This is a genomic window from Pseudomonas sp. C321, assembly GCF_055407105.1.
Map to the genome: position 1 here is coordinate 239805 of NZ_JBUZRB010000007.1, position 25503 is coordinate 265307.

27 protein-coding genes are annotated in these 25503 nt (G+C 60.6%); all 27 read right to left on the reverse strand.

Annotated elements, in window-relative coordinates:
- Positions 1-10: 10 nt before the first annotated feature.
- The 27 genes from ACZRJ6_RS21200 to fliH all read right to left on the reverse strand — a co-directional run bounded on the left by ACZRJ6_RS21200 (position 11) and on the right by fliH (position 25494).
- Positions 11-838 (reverse strand): CheW domain-containing protein, encoded by an 828-nt coding sequence (locus ACZRJ6_RS21200; RefSeq protein ID WP_463969635.1) that lies wholly within the window; start codon positions 836-838, stop codon positions 11-13.
- Positions 839-922: 84 nt separating this feature from the next.
- Entirely contained in the window at positions 923-1711 is a 789-nt protein-coding gene (locus ACZRJ6_RS21205; RefSeq protein ID WP_149411402.1) for a ParA family protein, read from the reverse strand.
- A gap of 51 nt (positions 1712-1762) precedes the next feature.
- Entirely contained in the window at positions 1763-2650 is an 888-nt protein-coding gene (gene motD / locus ACZRJ6_RS21210) for a flagellar motor protein MotD (protein WP_463969634.1), read from the reverse strand.
- A gap of 15 nt (positions 2651-2665) precedes the next feature.
- Entirely contained in the window at positions 2666-3406 is a 741-nt protein-coding gene (locus tag ACZRJ6_RS21215) for a flagellar motor protein (protein ID WP_463969633.1), read from the reverse strand.
- Complete coding sequence (locus ACZRJ6_RS21220; protein WP_463969632.1) at positions 3406-4524, reverse strand: protein-glutamate methylesterase/protein-glutamine glutaminase; 1119 nt, start codon at positions 4522-4524, stop codon at positions 3406-3408. The genes ACZRJ6_RS21215 and ACZRJ6_RS21220 overlap by 1 nt, the downstream gene beginning before the upstream one ends.
- A 49-nt stretch (positions 4525-4573) precedes the next feature.
- Positions 4574-6763, reverse strand: coding sequence for a chemotaxis protein CheA (locus ACZRJ6_RS21225; protein ID WP_463969631.1), 2190 nt, complete (start codon positions 6761-6763; stop codon positions 4574-4576).
- 12 nt (positions 6764-6775) lie between these two features.
- Positions 6776-7564: a protein phosphatase CheZ gene (locus ACZRJ6_RS21230; protein ID WP_463969630.1), complete on the reverse strand. Its 789-nt coding sequence runs from the start codon at positions 7562-7564 to the stop codon at positions 6776-6778.
- Between the two features lie 18 nt (positions 7565-7582).
- Positions 7583-7957, reverse strand: coding sequence for a chemotaxis response regulator CheY (locus tag ACZRJ6_RS21235; protein ID WP_178114421.1), 375 nt, complete (start codon positions 7955-7957; stop codon positions 7583-7585).
- 167 nt (positions 7958-8124) lie between these two features.
- Positions 8125-8865 carry an RNA polymerase sigma factor FliA gene (gene fliA, locus ACZRJ6_RS21240; RefSeq protein WP_133099133.1) on the reverse strand — a complete coding sequence of 247 codons (741 nt, stop codon included), beginning with the start codon at positions 8863-8865 and terminating at the stop codon, positions 8125-8127.
- Entirely contained in the window at positions 8862-9695 is an 834-nt protein-coding gene (gene fleN / locus ACZRJ6_RS21245) for a flagellar synthesis regulator FleN (RefSeq protein WP_460134917.1), read from the reverse strand. The genes fliA and fleN overlap by 4 nt, the downstream gene beginning before the upstream one ends.
- A 124-nt stretch (positions 9696-9819) precedes the next feature.
- Positions 9820-11136: a flagellar biosynthesis protein FlhF gene (gene flhF / locus ACZRJ6_RS21250; RefSeq protein WP_463969629.1), complete on the reverse strand. Its 1317-nt coding sequence runs from the start codon at positions 11134-11136 to the stop codon at positions 9820-9822.
- Positions 11137-11147: 11 nt separating this feature from the next.
- Positions 11148-13283, reverse strand: a complete 2136-nt coding sequence (gene flhA, locus ACZRJ6_RS21255) for a flagellar biosynthesis protein FlhA (protein ID WP_463969628.1) — start codon at positions 13281-13283, stop codon at positions 11148-11150.
- 176 nt (positions 13284-13459) lie between these two features.
- Positions 13460-14596, reverse strand: a complete 1137-nt coding sequence (gene flhB, locus ACZRJ6_RS21260) for a flagellar biosynthesis protein FlhB (RefSeq protein ID WP_149411396.1) — start codon at positions 14594-14596, stop codon at positions 13460-13462.
- A 3-nt stretch (positions 14597-14599) separates the two neighbouring features.
- Positions 14600-15385 carry a flagellar biosynthetic protein FliR gene (gene fliR, locus ACZRJ6_RS21265; RefSeq protein WP_463969627.1) on the reverse strand — a complete coding sequence of 262 codons (786 nt, stop codon included), beginning with the start codon at positions 15383-15385 and terminating at the stop codon, positions 14600-14602.
- Positions 15385-15654: a flagellar biosynthesis protein FliQ gene (gene fliQ / locus ACZRJ6_RS21270; RefSeq protein ID WP_463969626.1), complete on the reverse strand. Its 270-nt coding sequence runs from the start codon at positions 15652-15654 to the stop codon at positions 15385-15387. The genes fliR and fliQ overlap by 1 nt, the downstream gene beginning before the upstream one ends.
- A gap of 18 nt (positions 15655-15672) precedes the next feature.
- Positions 15673-16416 (reverse strand): flagellar type III secretion system pore protein FliP, encoded by a 744-nt coding sequence (gene fliP / locus ACZRJ6_RS21275; protein ID WP_149411394.1) that lies wholly within the window; start codon positions 16414-16416, stop codon positions 15673-15675.
- Positions 16416-16850, reverse strand: a complete 435-nt coding sequence (fliO, locus tag ACZRJ6_RS21280; RefSeq protein WP_463969625.1) for a flagellar biosynthetic protein FliO — start codon at positions 16848-16850, stop codon at positions 16416-16418. Before fliO ends, fliP begins: the two co-directional genes overlap by 1 nt.
- Before the next feature lies 1 nt (position 16851).
- On the reverse strand, positions 16852-17319 hold the full coding sequence (gene fliN / locus ACZRJ6_RS21285) for a flagellar motor switch protein FliN (protein WP_133099140.1): 468 nt from the start codon (positions 17317-17319) through the stop codon (positions 16852-16854).
- Positions 17320-17353: 34 nt separating this feature from the next.
- On the reverse strand, positions 17354-18322 hold the full coding sequence (gene fliM, locus ACZRJ6_RS21290) for a flagellar motor switch protein FliM (protein WP_094950748.1): 969 nt from the start codon (positions 18320-18322) through the stop codon (positions 17354-17356).
- 9 nt (positions 18323-18331) lie between these two features.
- Positions 18332-18841, reverse strand: a complete 510-nt coding sequence (fliL, locus tag ACZRJ6_RS21295) for a flagellar basal body-associated protein FliL (RefSeq protein WP_463969624.1) — start codon at positions 18839-18841, stop codon at positions 18332-18334.
- A 150-nt stretch (positions 18842-18991) separates the two neighbouring features.
- The gene (locus ACZRJ6_RS21300; RefSeq protein ID WP_463969623.1) at positions 18992-20305 is read right to left on the reverse strand and encodes a flagellar hook-length control protein FliK; all 1314 of its coding nucleotides are present in this window, start codon (positions 20303-20305) and stop codon (positions 18992-18994) included.
- Positions 20306-20400: 95 nt separating this feature from the next.
- The gene (locus ACZRJ6_RS21305; protein WP_463969622.1) at positions 20401-20748 is read right to left on the reverse strand and encodes an Hpt domain-containing protein; all 348 of its coding nucleotides are present in this window, start codon (positions 20746-20748) and stop codon (positions 20401-20403) included.
- 31 nt (positions 20749-20779) lie between these two features.
- The gene (locus ACZRJ6_RS21310; protein ID WP_463969621.1) at positions 20780-22498 is read right to left on the reverse strand and encodes an ATP-binding SpoIIE family protein phosphatase; all 1719 of its coding nucleotides are present in this window, start codon (positions 22496-22498) and stop codon (positions 20780-20782) included.
- Complete coding sequence (locus ACZRJ6_RS21315) at positions 22495-22806, reverse strand: STAS domain-containing protein (RefSeq protein ID WP_463969620.1); 312 nt, start codon at positions 22804-22806, stop codon at positions 22495-22497. Before ACZRJ6_RS21315 ends, ACZRJ6_RS21310 begins: the two co-directional genes overlap by 4 nt.
- 110 nt (positions 22807-22916) lie before the next feature.
- Entirely contained in the window at positions 22917-23366 is a 450-nt protein-coding gene (fliJ, locus tag ACZRJ6_RS21320; RefSeq protein WP_463969619.1) for a flagellar export protein FliJ, read from the reverse strand.
- 3 nt (positions 23367-23369) lie between these two features.
- Positions 23370-24728, reverse strand: coding sequence for a flagellar protein export ATPase FliI (gene fliI, locus ACZRJ6_RS21325; RefSeq protein ID WP_463969618.1), 1359 nt, complete (start codon positions 24726-24728; stop codon positions 23370-23372).
- Complete coding sequence (gene fliH / locus ACZRJ6_RS21330; protein ID WP_463969617.1) at positions 24718-25494, reverse strand: flagellar assembly protein FliH; 777 nt, start codon at positions 25492-25494, stop codon at positions 24718-24720. Before fliH ends, fliI begins: the two co-directional genes overlap by 11 nt.
- Positions 25495-25503: the final 9 nt, after the last annotated feature.

The window sequence follows — 25503 nt, forward strand, 5'->3', positions numbered from 1 at the left end:
GCTTTTTTATTCAAGTACGTTTGTTACCCGGCATAGCTTTAACCGCGCCGCTGGCAATCAGCTCCGCCAGTTCGGCGACGTCCAGCAACGCGCACATATGTTCGATCACGGTGCCCGCCAGCCATGGCCGCTGGCCACGGTGGCTGCGCCATTTGATTTCGTTGGGGTCCAGGCGCAGCGAGCGGCTGACTTGATGCACCGCCAGCCCCCACTCGTAGCCCTGGACCGAGATCACGTATTGCAGGCCCTGGCGAAAATCATCGCGATACCGGTCAGGCATGACCCAGCGCGCGGTGTCCAGCACCTTCAGGTTGCCTGCCTGGCTCGGCAAAATGCCGAGGAACCATTCTGGCTGACCGAACAGCGGTGTCAGCTCCTGGCCTTCCAGCGAGTAAATCGAACCCAGGCACACTAACGGCACCGCCAGGGTCAAACCAGCCACGTCGAACAGCAGGCACTCGAACGGCTCGGCGGCCCAGACTGGCCGGCCATCGCCCTCTACTGGCGGCGGGGTGATGCTCGGCGGCAGGTGAACATCAGCCACCGGTGTCACCACAACAGACGGCACCAGTGCCAAAGGCGCAGGCGCCTCCTTGGCAGGTTTCGTCACTGGAGCCTGAACCGGAACAACCAGGGCATCACGGGCCTGCTCTTCCAATACGGCCAGTTGAAACTCATCCAGGACGGTTTCCGGCTCGACGCTTGGCAGCTCGACGACTTCGTCCAGCACCAGGATCGGCTCAGGCAATTCATCCTCGGTCGCATCCTGCAACAACGCGTCCAGATAGGACTGCAAAGCCAGCTGCGGCCGGGTCTTGAGGTCGACAGGACGATTCATCTGTATGCCCACGCGCAAGCCCCGTTAACCCTGTATTCAAAGGTTATCGGCACAATGGCCCGCAGACTTGAATTCACGGTCATCTCACGCCACCTGCGCAACAAGCTGCTGCGACAGCAAGTGCTTGAGCAATGCCCGATACGCCAGCACGCCACGGCTTTTACCGTCGAACTGCGAAGGTACAAGCCCGGCACGGCTGGCATCGCGCAACCGGGTGTCCACCGGGATATAGCCTTGCCAGATGGTCTCTGGATAGGCATCGCGTAAAACGCGCAAGGTGCCGAGGGACGCCTGGGTGCGACGGTCAAACAACGTCGGGACAATGCTGTAGGGCAGCGCCTGTTTGCGCGAACGGTTGATCATCGCCAGGGTGCTGACCATCCGCTCCAGGCCTTTGACTGCCAGGTGCTCGGTCTGTACCGGAATCACCAGTTGCTGGCTCGCCGCCAGGGCGTTGACCATCAGCACGCCGAGCAACGGCGGGCTGTCGATAATGGCGTAGTCGAAGTCTTGCCACAGTTGCGCCAGGGTCTTGGCGATGACCAGGCCCAAGCCGCTCTGCCCCGGCGACTGGCGCTCAAGGGTGGCCAGGGCGGTGCTGGACGGCAACAGGGAAACCTTGTCATGACTGGTGGGCAGTAGCAGTTGCCCCGGCAAGCCGGTGGGTACGCTGCCCTTGTGCAGGAACAGGTCGTAGCAGCTGTGCTCCAGAGCGTCGGGATCGTAGCCGAAATAGCTGGTCATCGAGCCATGGGGGTCCAGGTCGATCACGACCACACGCTTGCCCGCCTCGGCCAGCAAGCCGGCTAAGGCGATGGAGGTGGTGGTCTTGCCGACTCCACCCTTTTGATTGGCAACTGCCCAGACTCTCATTCGGATTGTTCCTCCCGGCAGGCACAGGCTCGACCGAGAAATAGCATGGGGTTATAGAACCGGTGACGGAGAATTGACGGCACTCTCTCGACCCGGCGGCTTTACAGGCGTCGGTGCAGTTTGTGTGCCAGCCCGCTTCAATGCGGCATCCGGTCGCGCATTGGCGGTGCCGGTGCCGGTCAAGCTGCGGCGCACATCCAGGTTGCGTGACACCACCAACACCACCCGGCGGTTGCGCGCGCGGCCTTCGGCAGTGGCGTTATTGGCCACTGGCTGGAACTCGCCATAACCCACAGACGCCAGGCGCCCTGGGTTCACACCCTGCATCGCCATCATGCGCACAATGCTCGCCGAGCGGGCCGAGGACAGTTCCCAGTTGGTCGGGTACTGCGCCGTGCTGATGGGCAGGTTATCGGTAAAACCTTCGACGTGGATCGGGTTGTCGAAAGGTTTCAAAATCGTCGCCACCTTGTCGATAATGGTGAAGGCCATATCGCTGGGCATGGCGTCGGCGCTGGCGAACAGCAGGCTGGAGTTGAGCTCGATTTCGACCCACAACTCGTTGCCGCGAATAGTCATCTGGTTGGAGCTGATCAGGTCGCCAAAGGCGGCGCTGATGTCATCGGCGATGCTTTTGAGCGGATCGCTGCCGCCACTGACGCCGGCGTCGGTTTCATCGCTATCCTTGACCAGGGGCTTGGCCGGGGTCACGGTCTTCGGGCGTTCGTCACCAATGGGGATGGGCTTGAGGGCGCGGTCCGAGTCGTTGAACACGCCCACCAGCGCTTCGGAGATAACTTTGTACTTGCCTTCGTTGATCGACGAGATGGAGTACATCACCACGAAAAAAGCGAACAGCAAGGTGATGAAGTCGGCGTAGGACACCAGCCAGCGTTCATGGTTGACGTGTTCTTCAGGCTCGCGGCGACGACGACTCACAACACATACCTCCCATCAATCCATGAAGCCCTGGAGCTTCAATTCGATGGAGCGCGGGTTCTCGCCCTCGGCAATCGACAGGATGCCTTCGAGCAGCATCTCGCGATAACGGGACTGGCGCATGGCGATAGACTTGAGCTTGCTGGCCACCGGCAACAGCAGCAGGTTGGCACTGGCCACGCCATAGATGGTGGCGACAAACGCCACGGCGATACCGCTGCCCAGTTGCGAAGGGTCGCCCAGGTTGCCCATCACATGGATCAGGCCCATGACCGCACCGATGATGCCAATGGTCGGCGCGTAGCCGCCCATACTTTCAAAGACTTTGGCAGCATTGATGTCGCGGCTTTCCTGGGTGCAGAAGTCCACTTCCAGGATGCTGCGAATGGCTTCCGGCTCGGCGCCATCCACCAGCAATTGCAGGCCTTTGCGCGCGTAGTTGTCGGGCTCGGCATCTGCCACGCCCTCAAGGCCCAGCAGGCCTTCCTTGCGCGCCGTGAGGCTCCAGTTGACCACCCGGTCGATGCCGCCTGGCAAATCCACACGCGGCGGAAAAATAATCCATATCAGGATCTGCATGGCGCGCTTGAACGAACTCAGGGGCGACTGCAACAACGCCGCCCCCACGGTACCGCCTATCACGATCAACGCCGCCGGGCCGTTGGCCAGGGCGCCGAGATGGCCGCCTTCCAGGTAGTTGCCGCCGATGATGGCGACAAATGCGAGGATGATGCCCAACAGGCTCAACACATCCATCAGAGACAGGCCTCCACCAGGTGCTTGCCGATGTCGTCCAGGCTGTAGACGGCGTCTGCCAGGTCAGCCTTGACGATGGCCATGGGCATGCCATAGATCACGCAGCTGGCTTCATCCTGGGCCCAGATCGCACTGCCGCCCTGTTTGAGCAGGCGCGCACCTTCGCGACCGTCGGCGCCCATGCCGGTGAGCACCACCGCCAGAACTTTGTCGCCGTAGGACTTGGCGGCGGAACCGAAGGTAATATCCACGCAGGGCTTGTAGTTCAGGCGCTCGTCACCGGGCAGGATTTTGATCGCGCCACGGCCGTCGATCATCATTTGCTTGCCGCCTGGGGCCAGCAGGGCCAGGCCAGGGCGCAGGATGTCGCCATCCTCGGCTTCCTTGACGCTGATGCGGCACAGCTTGTCCAGACGCTCAGCGAAAGCCTTGGTGAACGCGGCAGGCATGTGCTGGATCAGCACGATAGGTGCCGGGAAGTTCGCCGGCAGTTGAGTCAACACCCGTTGCAGGGCTACCGGACCGCCGGTGGACGTACCGATGGCAACCAACTTATAAGCCTTGCGCTTGGGGGCCGGCGAATGGGGGCTGGGTGCCGCTGCACGAGCCGGCGCCACAGCAGCGCGCGCAACCGGTGCAGGTGCCGCGCGACCGAACGTGCTCGGCGCCACGGGAGGTGCTGCCACCGGGGCAGGCGCCGCAGCCCTGAAACTGCTGCGATTACTGCGCGAGATGCTGTGCACCTTCTCGCAGAGCATCTGCTTGACCTTCTCGGGGTTACGCGAGATGTCTTCGAAATTCTTCGGCAGGAAGTCCACGGCGCCAGCGTCCAGCGCATCGAGGGTCACTCGCGCGCCTTCGTGGGTCAGCGAGGAGAACATCAACACCGGGGTCGGGCAGCGCTGCATGATGTGCCGCACAGCGGTGATGCCATCCATCATCGGCATCTCGTAGTCCATGGTGATCACGTCCGGCTTCAACGCCAGAGCCTGATCGATCGCCTCTTTGCCGTTGGTGGCCGTTCCGACCACCTGGATATTGGAATCCGCTGAAAGAATTTCCGAGACGCGGCGGCGGAAGAAACCCGAATCATCCACCACCAGAACCTTGACTACCATAACCACTCCGTTAGGCGGGGCGAGGGACAACCGCCCCGCCCAGCCAGAATCAAATACGCCGTGCGGCGTAACGCTTGAGCATGCTCGGAACATCGAGAATCAGTGCGATCCGACCGTCACCGGTAATGGTCGCACCCGACATGCCCGGGGTTCCCTGCAGCATTTTGCCCAAAGGCTTGATGACCACTTCTTCCTGGCCTACCAGTTGATCGACGACAAAGCCGATACGCTGGGTGCCCACGGAGAGAATCACCACATGGCCTTCGCGCTGCTCTTCATGTTTGGCCGAGGCCACCAGCCAGCGCTTGAGGTAGAACAGTGGCAACGCCTTGTCGCGCACGATCACCACTTCCTGGCCGTCCACCACGTTGGTGCGCGACAGGTCGAGGTGGAAGATTTCGTTGACGTTGACCAGCGGGAAAGCGAAGGCCTGGTTGCCCAGCATCACCATCAGGGTAGGCATGATCGCCAGGGTCAACGGCACCTTGATGACGATCTTCGAGCCCTGGCCCTTGGTCGAGTAGATATTGATCGAGCCATTGAGCTGGCTGATCTTGGTTTTCACCACGTCCATGCCCACGCCACGGCCGGACACGTCGGAAATCTCGGTCTTGGTCGAGAAACCCGGTGCGAAAATCAGGTTGTAGCACTCGGTGTCCGTCAGGCGGTCGGCGGCGTCCTTGTCCATCACGCCGCGCTTGACCGCGATGCCCCGCAGAATGTTCGGGTCCATGCCTTTGCCGTCATCAGAGATGGACAGCAGGATATGGTCGCCTTCCTGTTCCGCCGCCAGAATCACCTTGCCGCCACGGGTCTTGCCCGTTGCTTCACGTTCTTCCGGGGTTTCGATGCCGTGGTCAACTGCGTTGCGCACCAAGTGGACCAGCGGGTCGGCCAGGGCCTCGACAAGGTTTTTGTCGAGGTCGGTTTCTTCGCCCACCAGTTCCAGGTTGATCTCTTTCTTCAACTGCCGAGCCAAGTCGCGAACCAGGCGCGGGAAGCGGCCGAAGACTTTCTTGATCGGCTGCATCCGGGTCTTCATGACGGCGGTTTGCAGGTCAGCGGTGACCACGTCGAGGTTCGATACAGCCTTTTGCATGGCTTCATCGCCGCTGTTAAGCCCCAGGCGCACCAGACGGTTACGCACCAGCACCAGCTCGCCGACCATGTTCATGATGTCGTCCAGCCGTGCGGTATCAACCCGTACGGTGGTTTCGGCTTCACTGACGGGTTGCTTGTCCGGGGTGGGGGCAGCAGGTGCTCGCGCTGGGGCCGGGGCAGGCACAGGTTTCGCAGCCACTGGCGCAGCGGCCTTGGCGGCAACCGGAGCCGGTGTGGCAACAGCGGCCGTGGCCGTGGCAGCAGCGGCAGGTGCGACGTCGGAGAACTTGCCCTTGCCATGCAGGTCATCGAGCAGGGATTCGAACTCGTGATCAGAGATCAGGCCATCGGCAGCGGGTGCGGCTGGCGCAGCAGCCGCAGCGACTGCCGGCAGCGCTTCAGCGGCAAACGAGCCCTTGCCATGCAACTGATCCAGCAATGCTTCGAATTCGTCGTCGGTGATTTCATTGCTGGCAGGTGCAGCCGCTTTCACTGGAGCGGGCGTCGCCGCCACGGCGTCGGGGGCAAACTGGCCCTTGCCATGCAACTGGTCGAGCAACGACTCGAACTCGTCGTCGGTAATGTCTTCGGTAGTCGGCACCATTGTTGGTGTCGCGGCTACCGGAGCCTCAGCCTGGGCCTTGACGGCATTGAGCGAGTCCAGCAGTTGTTCAAATTCGCTGTCAGTGACATCACCCTCAGGCTCGGCCACAGGTTCAGCCACCGGTGCAGGTGCAGGTGCATTGGCAGCCGGTTCTGCCAGGCGCGCCAGAGCGGCCAGCAGTTGCGGGGTGGCGGCAGTGATCGGTGCACGTTCGCGCACTTCACTGAACATGCCGTTGACCGCGTCCAATGCTTCCAGAATCACGTCCATCAATTCCGAGTCGACGTGCCGCTCACCCTTGCGCAGGATGTCGAACACGTTCTCGGCGATGTGACAGCACTCCACCAGCTCATGGAGCTGGAGGAAGCCGGCGCCCCCTTTTACAGTGTGAAAACCGCGAAAAATTGCATTGAGCAGGTTCGCATCATCCGGTCGGCTTTCCAGCTCAACCAGTTGCTCGGACAGTTGCTCCAAAATTTCGCCGGCCTCTACAAGAAAATCCTGAAGGATTTCTTCATCGGCGCCGAAGCTCATGTACGTGTGCTCCTAAAATCCAAGACTGGACAGCAAATCGTCTACGTCATCTTGCCCTGACATAACGTCTTCACGTTTATCGGCATGAATCTGCGGACCTTCACCCTTGGCGAGGTGTTTTTGTGGATCTTTTTCCGAGAGGATCGCTTCGCGGTCATGTTCAATACCGGCAAAACGATCCACCTGCCCGGCCATAAGCACCAGTTTGAGCAAATTGCTTTCCACTTCAGTGACCAGTTGGGTCACTCGTTTGATCACCTGGCCGGTGAGGTCCTGGTAATCCTGGGCCAGCAGAATGTCGTTGAGGTTGCTGGAAACCGTGCGGTTTTCCTGCTCACTGCGCGACAGAAACCCTTCGACCCGACGCGCCAGCTCACGAAATTCTTCGGCGCCCACTTCCCGGCGCATGAAACGGCCCCAGTCGGTGCCCAGCGCCTTGGCTTCATTGGACATGCCGTTGACCAGAGGCGTGGCGTTTTCCACCAGATCCATGGTGCGGTTCGCCGCCGCCTCAGTCAGCCTGACCACATAGGACAGGCGTTCGGTGGCATCGGTGATTTGCGAGATTTCTTCGGCCTGGGGCATGTGCGGGTCAATCTGAAAATTGACGATTGCACTGTGCAACTCACGGGTGAGTTTGCCCACTTCCTGATACAGGCCGCGATCACGGGTCTGGTTAAGCTCATGGATCAACTGCACCGCATCGCCGAACCGGCCTTTTTCAAGGCTTTCGACCAACTGGTGAGCATGTTTTTTCAGGGTCGATTCGAAATCGGCCTGCGATGATTCGTTATGCTCCATAGCTCCCCCGTGGCGACATCAATGGTTGATGCGTTCGAAGATTTTTTCGATCTTCTCTTTCAAGGCCAATGCGGTGAATGGCTTGACCACGTAGCCGTTGACCCCGGCCTGGGCGGCTTCGATGATCTGTTCACGCTTGGCTTCGGCGGTCACCATCAGCACGGGAAGGCTGCGCAGTTTTTCATCAGCGCGCACATGACGCAGCAAATCGATACCGGTCATGCCCGGCATGTTCCAGTCGGTTACCAGAAAGTCGATGCTCCCGCTGTTGAGGATCGGAATCGCTGTAATGCCGTCATCCGCCTCGACCGTGTTAGTGAACCCAAGGTCACGCAACAGGTTTTTTATGATCCGCCGCATCGTTGAGAAGTCATCAACGATGAGGATTTTCATGTTCTTGTCCAATTCGACCTCCAAGCAGTCTTAAACGCGTCCAGCACCTGGCGCGCCATTTCAATCAACAGGCGTTACACAAAAAGGACTGCTGGGGTACACCATGGGCTAACCCGCCCACACCAAGAGCATGGACGGTGTCGTTCGCAGTGTCCCCACACTGCCTGTCAGCGCGCTCGCCACTCTCCCAAACGCCCCCGCAAGCGGGCCGCGCACTGGCTGTGTAACTGGCTGACCCGCGATTCGCTGACCCCCAGGACCTCACCGATTTCCTTGAGGTTCAGCTCTTCGTCGTAGTACAGCGCCAACACTAGTCGCTCACGCTCCGGCAAATTGGCAATCGCGTCCGCCAGTGCGCCCTGGAAGCGTTCATCTTCCAGATCGCGCGACGGTTCAAGATGAGCACTCGCGCCGTCCTCATGCAGCCCTTCATGTTCGCCGTCCTGCAACAGGTCGTCGAAACTGAACAAGCGACTGCCCAAGGTATCGTTCAAAATCCCGTAGTAATCGTCGAGACTCAATTGGAGTTCGGCCGCAACTTCGTGATCTTTAGCGTCACGACCGGTTTTTGCTTCAATTGAGCGAATTGCGTCACTTACCATGCGGGTATTGCGGTGGACCGAACGCGGCGCCCAATCACCTTTACGCACTTCGTCGAGCATCGCGCCACGGATACGGATACCCGCATACGTCTCGAAACTCGCACCCTTGCTCGCGTCATATTTGGTCGACACTTCGAGCAAGCCGATCATGCCTGCCTGGATCAGGTCTTCGACCTGGACGCTGGCGGGCAAGCGTGCCAGCAAGTGGTAGGCAATGCGCTTGACCAAGGGCGCATAGCGCTCAATCAATTCGCCTTGGCTATCACGAGCCGAACTTTTGTAAAGGTTATAGCCGCTGGCTGTCATAACACCGGTCCTGCGCTCGTCTGATGCACCAATCGCTCGACGAAAAACTCCAGATGCCCCCGGGGATTGGCGGGCAACGGCCAAGTATCGACCTTCTGAGCAATAGCCTTGAACGCCAGTGCGCACTTCGAACGAGGGAATGCTTCATAGACTGCACGCTGCTTTTGCACAGCCTTGCGCACACACTCGTCATAGGGAACTGCGCCAACATATTGTAAGGCGACATCGAGGAAGCGATCCGTGACCTTGGTCAACTTGGCGAACAGGTTGCGTCCTTCCTGCGGGCTTTGGGCCATATTGGCCAGCACGCGAAAGCGGTTCATGCCGTAGTCGCGGTTAAGCAGTTTGATCAGGGCGTAGGCGTCGGTGATCGAGGTGGGCTCGTCGCAGACCACCAGCAACACTTCTTGCGCTGCGCGCACAAAGCTGACCACGGACTCACCAATCCCGGCGGCGGTGTCGATCACCAGCACGTCGAGGTTGTCGCCAATATCGCTGAAGGCCTGAATCAGGCCCGCATGCTGCGCCGGGCTCAGATGCACCATACTCTGGGTGCCAGAGGCAGCCGGCACGATGCGAACCCCGCCGGGGCCCTGCAACAGCACGTCGCGCAGCTCACAGCGGCCTTCGATGACATCGGCCAATGTATGTTTGGGCGTCAGTCCCAGCAGAACGTCAACGTTCGCCAGTCCCAGGTCGGCATCCAGCAGCATGACGCGGCGGCCAAGCTCTGCCAGGGCCAGGGACAAATTCACTGACACGTTAGTTTTCCCGACGCCACCTTTGCCGCCGGTCACCGCGATCACCTGTACGGGATGCATGCTGCCCATTTTATTTCTTTACCTTGTCTTGCTTAGACGCAGGCTACATGAGGTGGTCGCGCGAACTACTGGCAGACCATCGATGTAGGTACTTTTTTGCACTGTCGTTTTAAAATTGAAGGCCATGTTGCCCTCAGCCGACCCGTTTGGCCGGACTGTGGTAGAGATCCGCGAACATGTCAGCCATCGCTTCCTCACTGGGTTCTTCCTGCATTTGCACGCTGACAGCACGGCTGACCAACTGATGACGGCGCGGCAGATGTAAATCATCCGGAATCCGCGGCCCGTCGGTCAGGTAGGCGACCGGTAATTCATGACTAATTGCCAAACTCAGCACCTCGCCCAGACTCGCCGTTTCGTCGAGTTTAGTCAGGATGCAGCCCGCCAGCCCACAACGCTTGTAACTGTGATACGCAGCGGTGAGAACCTGTTTTTGGCTGGTTGTTGCAAGCACCAGATAATTTTTTGACTTGATCCCGCGCCCAGCCAGGCTTTCCAGCTGCATGCGCAGGGCCGGATCGCTGGCTTGCAGGCCAGCGGTGTCGATCAACACCACACGTTTGCGCAGCAGCGGATCGAGGGCGTTGGCCAGCGACTGGCCTGGATCGACATGGGTCACCGGCACGTTGAGGATGCGGCCCAGGGTCTTGAGCTGTTCCTGGGCGCCAATGCGGTAGCTGTCCATGCTCACCAGCGCGATGTTCTGCGCGCCGTACTTGAGCACGTATCGGGCTGCCAGCTTGGCCAGGGTGGTGGTCTTGCCCATGCCGGCAGGGCCGACCATGGCAATCACGCCACCCTCTTCCAGGGGTTCGATTTCCGGGGTAGCAATCATCCGCGCCAGATGGGCCAGCAACATGCGCCAAGCCTGGCGAGGCTCTTCAATTTCGGTGGTCAGCGCCAACAGATCGCGGGACAACGGGCCGGACAGGCCGATGCGTTGCAGGCGGCGCCAGAGGTTGGCCTGTTGCGGTTTGCTGCCCTGCAATTGGTTCCACGCCAACGAGCCAAGCTGCACTTCCAGCAGCTCACGCAGGCCGTTGAGTTCAAAACGCATCGAGTCGAACACACGCTGATCGACCGGGGCGGCCTGTGCGGGCGCCGCAGGACGTGGTGGCTCGACAAAGGTCGGCTCCACCAGCGGCTCGGAGGCAGTCAGCGGCAGGCCGGCGAACAACTGGCGATTGGTGGTGGCGTCGCTGTCGCCGCGCATGCTCAATTCGGCCTGGGCCGAGACAATGCGCGAGGCAGTCTTGCGCAGCTCGTCTTCCAGTTCCATGTTCGGTACGCGCGGCGCCAGCGCCGAGGGTTGGTAATCCAGGGCAGCCGTCAGCTCGACACCGCCGGCAATGCGACGGTTACCGATAATCGCGGCGTCGGCGCCCAGCTCATCACGAACCAGTTTCATGGCCTGACGCATATCGGCGGCGAAAAAACGCTTCACTTGCATAACCCACTACCTCAGCCGTTGGGGCCTACTGTCGCGACGATAGTCACTTGCTTATTGTCAGGAATTTCCTGATAAGCCAAAACGTGCAAATTCGGTACTGCCAGGCGTCCAAACCGCGACAACATCGCCCGAACGGGGCCTGCCACCAGCAGAATCACCGGCTGGCCCTGCATTTCCTGGCGCTGTGCGGCGTCGATCAACGAACGCTGCAGCTTTTCAGCCATGCTTGGCTCCAGCAGAACGCCCTCTTCCTGGCCTTGCCCTGCCTTCTGAATACTATTGAGCAATATTTGTTCCAACCTTGGTTCCAAGGTGATCACAGGTAGCTCGGAGTCAAGCCCTACAATGCTTTGGACGATGGCGCGGGACAATCCGACGCGCACCGCGGCAACCAGTGCGGCAGTATCTTGACTCTTGGCGGCATTGTTGGCGACGGCTTCGGCAATGCTGCGAATGTCCCGAACGGGCACCTGTTCGGCCAACAGCGCTTGCAGCACCTTGAGCAGTTGCGACAGCGACAGTATTCCCGGCACCAGCTCTTCAGCCAGTTTCGGCGAGGCTTTGGCCAGTAACTGCATGAGTTGCTGGACTTCTTCGTGGCCAATCAGCTCGTGGGAGTGCTTGTAGAGAATCTGGTTAAGGTGGGTGGCGACCACCGTGCTGGCATCCACCACGGTGTAGCCCAGGGACTGCGCCTGGTTGCGCTGACTGGCTTCGATCCACACGGCCTCCAGGCCAAAAGCCGGATCTTTGGCGGTTATGCCGCTGAGGGTACCGAAGACCTGGCCGGGGTTGATCGCCAACTCCCGGTCCGGGTAGATTTCGGCTTCTGCCAGGGTCACGCCCATCAAGGTCAGGCGGTAGGCGCTGGGGGCCAGGTCGAGGTTGTCACGAATGTGCACCGTGGGCATCAGAAAGCCCAGGTCCTGGGACAGCTTCTTGCGCACGCCCTTGATCCGCGCCAGCAATTGCCCGCCCTGGTTACGGTCCACCAGGGGAATCAGGCGGTAGCCCACTTCCAGGCCAATCATGTCGATAGGCGTCACGTCGTCCCAACCCAGCTCCTTGGTTTCCTGGGCACGGGACGGCGATGGCAGCAATTCCTGCTGACGTGCAACTTCTTGCAGCGCCTGGACCTTGACCCCGCTCTGCTTTTTCCAGAACAGGTAGGCCGCGCCCCCCGCGAGGGCTGCCATGGAAAGAAAGGACACATGGGGCATGCCAGGCACAATACCCATCACCGCCATGATGCCGGCCGCCACCGCCAGAGCCTTGGGCGAGGAGAACATCTGCCGATTGATCTGCTTGCCCATGTCTTCGGAGCCCGAAGCACGGGTCACCATGATCGCGGCAGCGGTGGATAACAGCAGTGATGGCAATTGCGCCACCAAACCGTCACCGATGGTCAGCAAGGCGTAGACCCTGCCGGCGTCGCCGAAGGTCATGCCATGCTGGAAGATACCAACCGCCATACCGCCGATCAGGTTGATAAACAGAATCAGCAGGCCGGCGATGGCGTCACCGCGCACGAACTTGCTGGCGCCGTCCATGGAGCCGTAGAACTCGGCTTCCTGGGCCACTTCAAGGCGGCGGTTCTTGGCCTGGTTCTGGTCGATCAGGCCGGCGTTGAGGTCGGCGTCGATAGCCATTTGCTTGCCGGGCATGGCGTCGAGGGTGAAGCGCGCGCTCACCTCGGAAATCCGCCCGGCGCCCTTGGTCACTACCACGAAGTTGATGATCATCAGGATCGAGAACACCACGATACCGACCACGTAGTTACCGCCGATCACTACCTCGCCGAAGGCCTGGATCACCTTGCCCGCAGCGGCGTGGCCGTCCTGACCGTGAAGCATGACCACCCGCGTGGAGGCCACGTTGAGCGCCAGCCTCAGCAAGGTGGCGACCAGCAAAATAGTGGGGAAAACCGCGAAATCCAAGGGCCGCAGGGCGTAGACGCAAACCAGCAGCACGACGATGGACAGGGCAATGTTGAAGGTAAAGAACACGTCGAGCAGGAACGGCGGCATTGGCAACATCATCATTGCCAGCATGACCAACAGCAACAACGGTACGCCCAGATTGCCTCGTGAAAGGTCTGTCAGCGTGCCTCGGGCATTGTTGAGCATTTGAGAACGATCCACCGGCATTCCTCGTTTCCTTGAAGCAAACTTTTGACGCCAGAAGGCGACGTGAAGGCGTCATTGCAAGAAGCCTTCCAACTTTTGCTTGAAGGAGCAGATCGTTCTCTCGCCCGATGAGGTTCAAGACGGTATCTACGACGGGGGGCCTGACTTAGAAAGGGTCATTGCAGGCAACAGAAGCCTCAAGAATCGCGGCGCAAATCCGGTGGGATCGGCAGATCCTTGAGGGGGTCTGGGCGCTTGCCCTTGCCCGCGCGGTATTGGCGGATCTGATAGACGTAAGCCAATACTTGGGCCACGGCCAGATAAAGACCGGCAGGAATTTCGTGGTCCAGGTCGGTGGAGTAGAAAATCGACCGGGCAAGTTCCGGCGATTCCAGCAGCAGGATGTCGTTGGCCACGGCGATTTCGCGGATTTTCAGGGCGGTAAAGTCGCTGCCCTTGGCCAGCAGCATCGGTGCGCCGCCCTTCTCCGGGTCGTACTTGAGGGCCACGGCGTAGTGAGTCGGGTTGGTGATGACCACATCAGCATCGGGAACCGACGACATCATCTTGCGCTGGGACATCTCGCGCTGCAGTTGGCGAATGCGCTGTTTCACTTCCGGCCGGCCTTCCTGGTCCTTGTGCTCGTCGCGCACCTCCTGCTTGGTCATCAGCAGTTTCTTGTGGCTTTCCCACAACTGTACCGGGACGTCGACGGCGGCGATCAACAACAGGCCGAGGGCCATCCACAGTGAACTCCAGCCCACCACCTGGACGCTGTGGATGATTGCCAACTCCAGCGGTTCATGGGCGATGCGCTGCAGATCGTCGATATCCGCTGACAACACCGCCAGAGCCACAAACAAAATAATGAAGAACTTGGCCAGGGCCTTGAGCAACTCAATCAGCGCCTTGGCCGAAAACATCCGCTTGATCCCGGCACCGGGGTTCATCCGGCTGAATTTGGGCGCCAGGCTGCCGGCGGCAAACAGCCAACCACCGAGGGAGATCGGCCCAATGATTGCTGCCAGCAGCAACGTGACCAGCACCGGCTGCATCGCCAGGATGGCAATTTTCCCCGAGTGCAGCAGGTAGATACCCATGGAGCGCTGATCCAGCAGCACCTCGCGAGGCAAGGAGAAGTTCAGGCGCATCAACTCCATCAGGTCAATCGCCAGGCCGCCACCGTAGATCAGCAGGCCACCGGCACCGGCAAGCATCACCGCGAGGGTATTGAGCTCTTTGGAGCGGGCAATCTCGCCCTTTTCCCTGGAGTCCTTTTTTCGTTTGTCCGTGGGGTCTTCTGTCTTGTCCTGACCACTCTCGCTCTCGGCCATGGCTCAGCGCGCCCGTGCCAGATCACGTAAAAACTGCAAGGCGTCACTGGCCAGCGGTTGATACTGATTGAGAATGTCGGCCATGCCGACCCAGAAAATCCCCATGCCCAGCACCAGGGTCAGGGGGAAACCGATGGAGAAGATGTTCAACTGCGGCGCCGCCCGGGTCATCACGCCAAAGGCGATGTTGACCACCAGCAGCGCGGTGATCGCCGGCAGCACCAACAGCAAGGCGGCGCCCAGCACCCAACTGAGGCGACCCACCAGCTCCCAGAAATGACTGACCACCAGCCCCTCACCCACCGGCAAGGTGGTGAAACTTTCGGTGAGCACTTCGAATACCACCAGGTGGCCGTTCATGGCCAAAAACAGCAAGGTCACCAGCATGGTCAGAAATTGCCCGATTACCGCCACCGACACACCGTTGGTGGGGTCGACCATGGAAGCGAAGCCCATGCCCATCTGGATCGAGATCACTTGCCCGGCGATCACAAAGGCCTGGAAAAACAGTTGCAGGGAAAAACCCAGCAGCGCGCCGATCAGGATCTGCTCGGCAATCAGCAGCAACGCACTCAGGTCTAGGGCATTGACGGTGGGCATCGGCGGCAAGCCAGGGACAAGCACCACTGCGATCGCTACCGCAAAAAACAGGCGCACTCGCGTTGGAACCAGGGTAGTACCGAACACCGGCATGGTCATCAGCACTGCGGCGATGCGAAACAGCGGCAGCATGAATGAGGCCACCCAGGTGCCGATCTGCGCGTTGGTCAACTCCAGTAGCGGGCTCATCAGCCGATCAGCTGCGGAATACTGCCATACAGCTGCAGGATGTATTCCATGAAGGTTTGCACCAGCCAGGGACCTGCGACGATCAGGGTGACCAGCATCACCAGCAGACGCGGGAGGAAGCTCAAGGTTTGTTCGTTGATCTGGGTCGCGGCCTGGAACATCGCCACCACCAGGCCCACCAATAGGCTGGGCACCACCAGCACAGCCACCATCATGGTGGTCAGCCATAACGCTTCGCGAAACAGGTCGACTGCGACTTCTGGGGTCATGAGGCGTTACCTATCGAACTAAACACCACCAAAACTGCCAGCCAGGGTGCCGATAATCAGCGCCCAACCATCCACCAGCACAAACAGCATGATCTTGAACGGCAAAGAAATGATCAGCGGCGACAGCATCATCATACCCATCGCCATGAGCACACTGGCCACCACCAGGTCGATGATCAGGAACGGGATGAAAATCATGAAGCCTATCTGGAATGCAGTCTTCAGTTCCGAGGTGACGAACGCCGGCACCAGGATGGTCAGCGGCGCCTGGTCAGGGCTGGCAATGTCGGTGCGCTTGGACAGGCGCACGAACAGCTCAAGGTCGCTGGAGCGGGTCTGGGACAGCATGAAATCCTTGATCGGGCCCTGGGCCTTGTCGATCGCGTCCTGGGCCGTCATTTTCTCGGCCAGATACGGTTGCAGGGCTTGCTGGTTCACCTTGTCAAACACCGGGGCCATGATGAACAGCGTCAAAAACAACGCCATGCCGGTGAGGATCTGGTTCGACGGCGTCTGCTGCAGGCCCAGGGCCTGACGCAGGATCGAGAAGACGATGATGATGCGGGTGAAGCTGGTCATCAGCATGACGAACGCTGGGATAAAGCTCAGCGCAGTCATGATCAACAAGATCTGCAGGCTGACCGAATACTCCTGCGCCCCGGCCGCGTTGGTGCCCAGGGTGATCGCCGGGATCGACAACGGGTCGGCCCCCAGTGCCAGAGGCGCAGCCAGCAACAGCATGAGCGTCAATAAAACGCGCATCACTTCTTATCCTTCTGGTCCTTGCCCAACAACTCCATCAGGCGCTGGGCGAACTCCGGCGTAGCCGTTTGGGTCTGGGCCACGTGCACCGGCTGCTTGAGTACATGCAGCGGGGAGATGCGCCCGGGAGTGATGCCCAGCAGAACCTGTTCTTCACCCACTTGCACCAGCACCAGCCGGTCACGCGGGCCAAGGGCTCGCGAACCCACCACTTCGATGACCTGGGCATTACCCGGACCAATGCGCTGCACCCGGCGCAATAGCCAAGCCAGGACGAAAATCAGCCCGACCACCAGCAACAAGCCCAGTACCAGCTGGGTCAGTTGCCCGGCCATGCCGCTGCTGACAGCAGGCGCTGCCGCTTGAACCACCGGTTCAGCCGCCAAGGCGCTTAATGGCAGCGCCCACAACAGTCCCACCACCAAGCGCTTCATGTCAGCGCAACTTCTTGATGCGTTCGCTTGGGCTGATCACGTCCGTCAGGCGGATGCCGAACTTTTCGTTAACCACCACCACTTCGCCATGGGCGATCAGCGTGCCGTTGACCAGCACATCCAGCGGCTCGCCGGCCAGGCGGTCGAGTTCGATCACCGAACCCTGGTTGAGTTGCAGCAGGTTGCGGATGTTGATTTCGGTGCTGCCCACTTCCATGGAAATCGACACCGGGATATCGAGGATCACGTCCAGGTTCGGACCGTCCAGGGTCACCGGCTCGTGGTTCTTCGGCACGCTGCCGAACTCTTCCAGGGGCAGGCGATTGCCCGCCGGTGCGGTGGCGGCATCGGCGGCCAGCAGCGCGTCGATATCGTCCTGGCCGACATCACCGGTTTCTTCCAGGGCCGCTGCCCATTCGTCAGCCAGGGCCTGGTCTTCGGCGGAAGTGTTCTCGTGTTCGGTAGCCATTACATGTCCTCGGCGAAGCAAAAATAATTGTTGATCAGCGACGGTTGATCGGTTCGATCACTTGCAACGCCAGGTTGCCTTTGTGGGAACCCAGCTTGACCTTGAACGACGGCACGCCGCTGGCACGCATGATCAGTTCTTCCGGCAACTCGACGGGAATAATGTCCCCCGGCTGCATATGCAAAATATCGCGCAAACGCAGCTGGCGACGGGCCACGGTGGCGCTCAGGGGTACGTCGACGTCCAGCAGGTCTTCGCGCAGGGCCTTGACCCAGCGTTCGTCCTGGTCGTCCAGGTCGGACTGGAAACCGGCGTCGAGCATTTCCCGTACCGGCTCGATCATCGAGTACGGCATGGTCACGTGCAGATCGCCGCCACCGCCATCGAGTTCGATGTGGAAGGTGGAAACCACAATGGCTTCGCTGGGGCCAACGATGTTGGCCATGGCCGGGTTCACTTCCGAGTTGATGTACTCGAAATTGACTTCCATGATCGCCTGCCAGGCTTCTTTCAAATCGATGAAAGCCTGCTCCAGCACCATGCGCACCACCCGCAATTCGGTGGGGGTGAATTCGCGGCCTTCGATCTTGGCGTGACGGCCGTCGCCACCGAAGAAGTTATCCACCAGCTTGAATACCAGCTTGGCGTCGAGGATAAACAGCGCAGTACCGCGCAACGGCTTGATCTTCACCAGGTTGAGGCTGGTGGGCACGTACAGCGAGTGCACGTATTCGCCGAACTTCATCACCTGCACGCCGCCCACCGCCACGTCCGCCGAGCGGCGCAACATGTTGAACATGCTGATACGAGTGTAACGGGCGAAACGTTCGTTGATCATTTCCAGGGTCGGCATGCGTCCACGGACGATGCGATCCTGGCTGGTCAGGTCGTAGCTTTTGACGCTGCCGGGTTCGGCAGCCATTTCGGTCTGTACCAGACCGTCGTCGACGCCGTGGAGCAACGCATCGATTTCATCCTGGGACAGCAGGTCCTGCACGGCCATGTCGTGATCCTACTGCAATACGAAATTAGTGAAGAGCAACTGTTCGACCACGACTTTGCCGATTTCCTTCTGAGCCACTTCCTGCACGCTGGCAGTCGCTTTCTGGCGCAACATCTCCTGGCCCACCGGAGTGGTGAGGCTGTCGAAGCTCTGTGCGGAGAACAGCATCACCAGGTTATTACGGATAACCGGCATGTGCACTTTGAGGGCATCCAGGTCCGCCTGGTTACGCGCCAGCAGGGTAATGCTCACCTGCAAGTAGCGTTGACGGCCGTTCTGGTTGAAGTTGGCGACAAAGGCCGGGAGCATCTGCTCGAAGATTGCCGGTTGCTTGACGTTGCTGTTGGCCTCTACGACAGGCGCCGGTTTGCTCTGGGCGCTGTGCATGAAGTACCAGGTCGCGCCCACCGACAAGCCGATCGCCAGGAACAAGGCCAGGACAATCAGCAGGATAAGCTTGAGCTTGCCCTTGCCTGCCGGTGCGGGTGCTGCTGTTGCTGCGTCGTCAGTCTTCGCCATGCCAATAATCCGTCACTATTCGGGTTTTCACAGATCTACGGCAAGGCAAGAGCAAGTGTTATGCCAGAGTTGTCTGATCAAACTGAAGAGTGTGGGTACAGGCTTATTGTGGCGAGCGGGCTCGCCACAGAGGAAGCTTTCCCAGCCAGATCAGGCGTAGTAATCCACGGCACTGGAGCCGATCACTGTACGGACAGCCGGCGCGGCGACTTCGGCCAGGTCACCAGACCCGCCCCCCTCACGCCCATCACCGCGCTCGCCGCTGCCACTGACGCCACGGCTCTGATTCTGCTGTTGCTCCTGACCCTGTCCCTGCCAACCGCGAGACTGGTCGGAAACATTGACGTCCACTTGGCCCATGCCCTGCTGGGCGAACATTTCCCGCAGCCGCCCCGACTGGCTTTCCAGGGCTTCACGCACCACCGCATGACTGCTCATGAAGTTGACCTGGGCCTGCTGGTCCGCCGTGATGTTCACGCGAATATCCAGGCGACCCAGTTCCGCTGGTTGCAGCTGAATTTCTGCCGACTTGAGGTTGGCGCTGGACAGGTACATGACCCGGTTCACCACTTCCTCGGTCCAGCCGCCCTGGTGCATAGCCAACGGCTGATTGTTGAGGGGCAAGGCATTGGCGGTTTTCGGCGTCGCTGCCTGGGTCAATGCCGCCAGGCGATTGGCGAAGTCGTCGACACGGGTGTCACTGCTGGCGTTCTTAAGGTCTTTGAGGCCGTCTTCGATCAAGCCACTGAAAGCCTTGTCACCGCCCTGGTCAGTGCTGTCCTTGGCCGCCTGTTGATCCACCATGGCCGCCAGGCCGTTGGCGAAACTTTGTGCGGCGGTGGGCTCAGCCTGGGTTGGAGCGGTTTTTTGTGAGGCCTGGCTGCTGGCCGAGACGTGCCCACCCTGCTCCATCGCCAGGCGTACGGCCGGCAATGCATCCAGTGGATCCGCTTCTGGATCGAAGGCCGACTTGACCTCTTCAGTGGCAACCGGCAGCGCAACAACGGCAACCGGCGTGGCAGCGTCGTCCACAGGTACTGGAGCGGGAAGCGGCACTGGCGTGACTGCGGCCGTCAGCGCCGGGTCAACAACCGGGTCGACCGGTGGCTGCTGAACCAGCGCAGGGTCCTTGGTCGTATCGTCATCGGTGCTGGCCGCTGCGTCGGTCTTGCTCGGCGAGCCAGGCAAGTTCTTGCCGCTATCGGCAACCGCTGGAGTGCCAGCGGCAGGCTTGTCATTACTGAAATCTTTCTTGGCGCTGGTGTCGGCAGGCTTGTCGCGGCTTGGTTTGGGCGCCATGTCCGTGGACTTGGTCGGCGTTACCTGCGACTCCTTGGCGTACACCTGAGCGAAGCCCGGCCCCTTGGCACGCGGGTCCGCGACCACTGCCGGAGCATTGGCGGAGGAAGCTTTAGGCTTGACCGCAGGGGCAGCCTGAAGGAGCGAGTTCGGGGCGAGAGGCATAAGTGAGTCTCCACTGCACAGGGTCGAGGGCGCAGTAAGAAGAGGTAGAGCAAGAGTCGGGCCAGGTTTATGGAAGGCTTCGACTCTCGCGGGGATCAAAGCTGGAAGCGCTGGCGCTCGTGCTCATACAACGGCCGTATAAAGGCAAACTCATGATCAATCTCGTCCACCAGCGCCCCCAGGCCAACCTGCGCCTGCTTCGCCGATTCGTCTTCCAATCGCCGACACAGTTCCGCCAGGCGCAAAGCCCCGAGGTTGCCACTGCTGCCCTTGAAACTATGGGCAATCTTGCCCAAGGTGTTGGCATCATTGCGAGCATCACGCAGCGCTTGCACGCGTTTTTGCGAGTCATCCAGAAACGTATCCAGCAGCTTCGGATACTCGCCTTCCATTACGTCCTGCAAACCCATCAACACATCAGGGTCCAAATGAATCTCTGCCACTTGTTCGCTCCTTGATCAAGAATCGGCGCGATTATGCCAGAGCCTCCCAGGAAAACTCTACGCAGACACTGCGCCCACCGTCCGACCAGCGTACATCGCTACTGAGCTGGCGGACCAGGCTCAGGCCGCGTCCGGACAGACGGTCGACGTCCAGCGGCCGCGCCAGCACCTGCTCCACGTCAAAGCCTGGCCCACTGTCTTCGATACGCAGGGTCAGGCAACCACCCACCGGCGTCGGCACCACGTTGACATGCACTCGCACAAAGCCGCTGTCCAACTGCCCCAAGCGCTCATTGCGCTGGCGGTAATAGTTGGCGAAACCCTGGGCGTCACGCTTGAGGCGCGAGTCCAGGCCCAGCACGCCGTGCTCCAGAGCGTTGGAATACAGCTCGGCCATTACGCTGTACAGCGCCCCGCTCTGCCCCCGCAAGCCGTGGATTTCCAGCAACAACTGCAGTAAGTAAGGCAACGGGTTGTAACGCTTGAGGGTCTCGGCGCGAAACTCGAAGCTCACCGACCAGTCCAGCGGGCACGACTGGCCGCTGTCGGAGTAGACCATGGCCGGCGACCGCAGAGGCTGGTCGGGCAGCAGGCTGACTTCCACCATGCTGATGTCGTCCCGCACCTGGCCGCGAAAGCCGGCGAGCGCCCGTTCGATTTCTTCGAACAGCTGTTCAGGCTGGCGATTGGCAGCAAACACCTGCAGTAACCGCTCGGCACCAAACAACTGTTCATTGGCGTCCGCGGTATCGAGCACACCATCGGACAACAAGAAGACCCGGTCGCCCAACGCCATCGGCCAGACCTCGGTGCGATCACTAAAGGACTCGGCCGCCAACACCCCCAAGGGTAAATGCCGCGACACCAGCGGCGTGCGCCGGCCGCTGGCGACCTCATGCACATAGCCGTCGGGCATGCCGCCGTTCCATACTTCCACCATCCGGCGCTGGGCGCTCAGGCACAACAACGTCGCGCAGCAGAACATATCCACCGGCAGGATACGTTTGAGCTTGGCGTTCATTTCCCGCAGGGTTTGCGCCAGGCCGTAGCCCTTGGCGGTCATGCCGTAGAACACTTCGGCGAGCGGCATCGCGCCGATAGCTGCCGGAAGGCCATGGCCGGTAAAGTCGCCCAGCAAAACGTGCATATCGCCAGAGGGCGTATAGGCCGCCAGCAACAGGTCACCGTTGAACAAGGCATAGGGTGATTGCAGATAACGAATATTCGACGCTGCATTGAGGCAGCCGGAATGGGCAACCTTGTCGAACACCGCCTTGGCCGCCCGCTGCTCATGGAGCAGGTAGTCGTTGTGCCGGGCGATCAGGTCGCGCTGCTGCAACACCGTGGCCTGCAAGCGGCGCAGACGATCCATGGCGTTGATCTTCGCCGCCAGGATCACTTGGCTGTAAGGCTTGGCCAGGAAGTCGTCACCACCGGCGTCCAGGCACCGGGCCAGGGCTTCGTTCTCGCGCAGGGAGGTGAGGAAGATAATCGGCACCAGCGCCTCCCCCGCCAGGTGCTTGATCTGCCGGGCAGCCTCAAAGCCGTCCATCACCGGCATCAGCGCGTCCATCAATACCAATTGCGGGCGCTCGCGAGCGAACACCTCCACGGCTTCCTGACCATTGCTGGCAGTCAGCACCAAATGGCCCTGGCGGCGGACGATGGTCGACAGCAACAGAAGATCGGCGGCGCTGTCTTCGGCGATCAGGACGGTCAGGGCTTCGAGCACCGGGGCCAAGGTGCTCAACTGATGTCGAACAGTTTGTCGAAGTTGGAGATGGCGAGGATTTTACGTACGTCGGAGCTGCTATTGATTACACGCACGTCAGGCTCCCGGCCCTGGCCATCGGCGTAGTCGCGCAGCAGCAGAAGCATGCCCAGCGCAGAGCTGTCGAGGTAGGTGGCTTCCTTCAAGTCCACGACGTAAGTCTCGGGCTTCTTGACGAGGCGTTCGTAGGAATCGCGAAACTCTTGATGTTTGCCGAAATCGAATCGCCCCTTGATCGAAATCGTCACCTTTTGCCCGTCTGCGGATACTTCTGTAGCAACTGACATACAACTGCTTCCTTGTCATTGGCAATGTGCAACAAGGTTTAGCAGGTGAAGAGGGGGTGGGCAACTGCGCCTATGGCAACACACTGAAAAAGATGCAGGAACAGCTGCTATCAGTATTGGTCTTGGCGCGGCAAGCGCTGGGACAATTCATCCAGCAACTTCTGCTCGCGCTTGTCTTCCAGGGTGCGGGCTTCTTCGATGTAGCGCCGCACCAGCTTGCGCAGGCCTTCGACCCGGGCATAGGCCTGTTGCCAGCCTTCGCGGGCCTTGTCGAGGTTGTTCTGGTGCCAGGCCAGGCTTTGGCGCTGCTGGCCGACAGCCGTTTCCAGCTGGTTGAGGAAGTGCTGGTAATTCATCAGCCACTGCCCGGAAACGCCGTGGCTGCCGCGGTCGATCCATTGCTGCTGGTATTCGCCGCGAAAGCGCTCCAGGTCGCCCAGCTTGCTTTCCGCCAGGCGCACCTGGCCCTGGAAATGCCCCAACCGTTGGACGGCGGTGCGTTCGGCGCTTTCGGCCATCTCCACCACTGGCGCCAGGCGGGATGCGCGACTTGTGGCCACGGCTTAACCGCCGGGCGCAGGTGCGAACACCGACGCCAGGTGCCCTTCGCTCTCGGCCATGCTGATGTTGTCGTTGAGGCCCTGGCGCAGGTAGGTGACCAACTGCGGTTGCAGGGCAATCGCCAGGTCAGTCTCACGATCACCGCCGGGCACGTAGGCGCCAACGCTGATCAGGTCGCGACTCTGCTGATAGCGTGACCACAATTGCTTGAACTGCTGGGCGCGGGCCATGTGTTCAGGGCTGACCACCGACGGCATCACCCGACTGATGGACGCTTCGATGTCGATAGCCGGGTAGTGTCCTTCCTCGGCCAAGCGCCGGGACAACACGATGTGGCCGTCGAGCACGCCCCGGGCCGAGTCGGCTATTGGGTCCTGCTGGTCATCGCCTTCGGACAGCACCGTGTAGAACGCCGTGATCGAGCCGCCACCGGCCTCGGCATTACCGGCCCGTTCCACCAGCTTGGGCAGCTTGGCGAACACCGACGGCGGATAACCCTTGGTGGCCGGCGGTTCGCCGATGGCCAGGGCGATTTCCCGCTGGGCCTGGGCGAACCGCGTGAGGGAGTCCATCAGTAACAGGACATTCTTGCCCTTGTCGCGAAAATATTCGGCAATACGCGTGCAGTACATCGCTGCGCGCAAGCGCATCAGCGGCGCATCATCCGCCGGCGAAGCAACCACCACGGAGCGCTTGAGGCCTTCCTCGCCGAGAATGTGTTCGATGAATTCCTTGACCTCGCGGCCCCGCTCGCCGATCAGCCCGACCACGATAATGTCCGCCTCGGTAAAGCGGGTCATCATGCCCAGCAGCACACTCTTGCCCACGCCGGTACCGGCGAACAGGCCCAGGCGCTGGCCGCGGCCCACCGTCAATAAACCGTTGATGCAGCGAATGCCCACGTCCAGCGGCTGGCTGATGGGGTTGCGCTTGAGGGGGTTGATGGTGGGGCCGTCCATCGGCACCCAGTCTTCGGCTTTCATCCCGCCCTTGCCGTCTAGGGCGCGACCGGCGCCGTCGAGTACCCGGCCAAGCATGCTCATGCCCATGGGCAAGCGGCCGGTGTCGGCCAATGGCACGACCCGCGCACCGGGAGCGATACCGGCGAGACTACCAACGGGCATCAGGAAAATCTTGTTGCCGGAGAAGCCCATCACTTCCGCTTCGACCTGCACCGGGTGATAGCTGTCGTCGTTGATCACCATGCAGCGGCTGCCCATGGCAGCGCGCAGACCTTCGGCTTCCAGGGTCAGGCCGACCATGCGCAGCAGCCGACCTTCGAGGATTGGCTGGCCCGGCAATTCGGCGACTTCGGCATAGCCGCCCAGGCGCTTGGCGAAGCTGGTGCGATCAAGGCGCATCAGGAGCGTCCAGGTCGTCGCTTAATTCAAGATGCAGATCAGCTGCCGCCGGGTGCAGTGCCTGCTCGTGCAACTGGTCAAAAAGTTTGGCCATGATCTGGCTGATACGCGTCTCGACGCTGGCATCGATACGGCTGTGTTCGGTCTCGACCCGGCAACCGCCCGGCTGCAGCGCGGCATCTTCAACGATGCGCCAGGTTTCCTCATGGCGTTCACGCAGGCCTTTGACCTGCTCGAAATCCTGGGGATTGATGTACAGGCGCACATTGCCCACGCCCAACGGCAGCAACTTGAGGGCTTCGCGCATGACGCTTTCGATCTGGGTCGAGTCCATCTTCAGCTCGCGCTGGATCACCTGGCGAGTGATGTGTTCCACCAGGCCGACCATGGTCTTTTCGATCTGCGAATCCTGGTCGGCGATGGGTGCAAACAAGTTGCCCATCAACCGCTCCAGACTGGCCAGCTTGGCGCTCAGGGCGGCGTCAGCTTCCTGGCGGACCTTGAGAGTGGCGCTATGGAAGCCTTCTTTCTCGCCGGTGGCAAAGCCTTCGTTGTAAGCCTCCTGACGGATGCTTTCCAGCTCTTCCAGGGTCAGTGGCTGGACTTCGTCCAGGGGCACTTCTTCCATTTCCACCGGGGTTTCTTCAACAGGTTCCGGCTCGGGCTCGGGCCGGTGCGGGTCGAAGCTGGGCAGCGACCAGACGTCGAACCCGCCGACGTCACGGGCGCGAATCAAATCGCTGGGCGTCTCATCTTTGTTCGACATGTGCGGCGC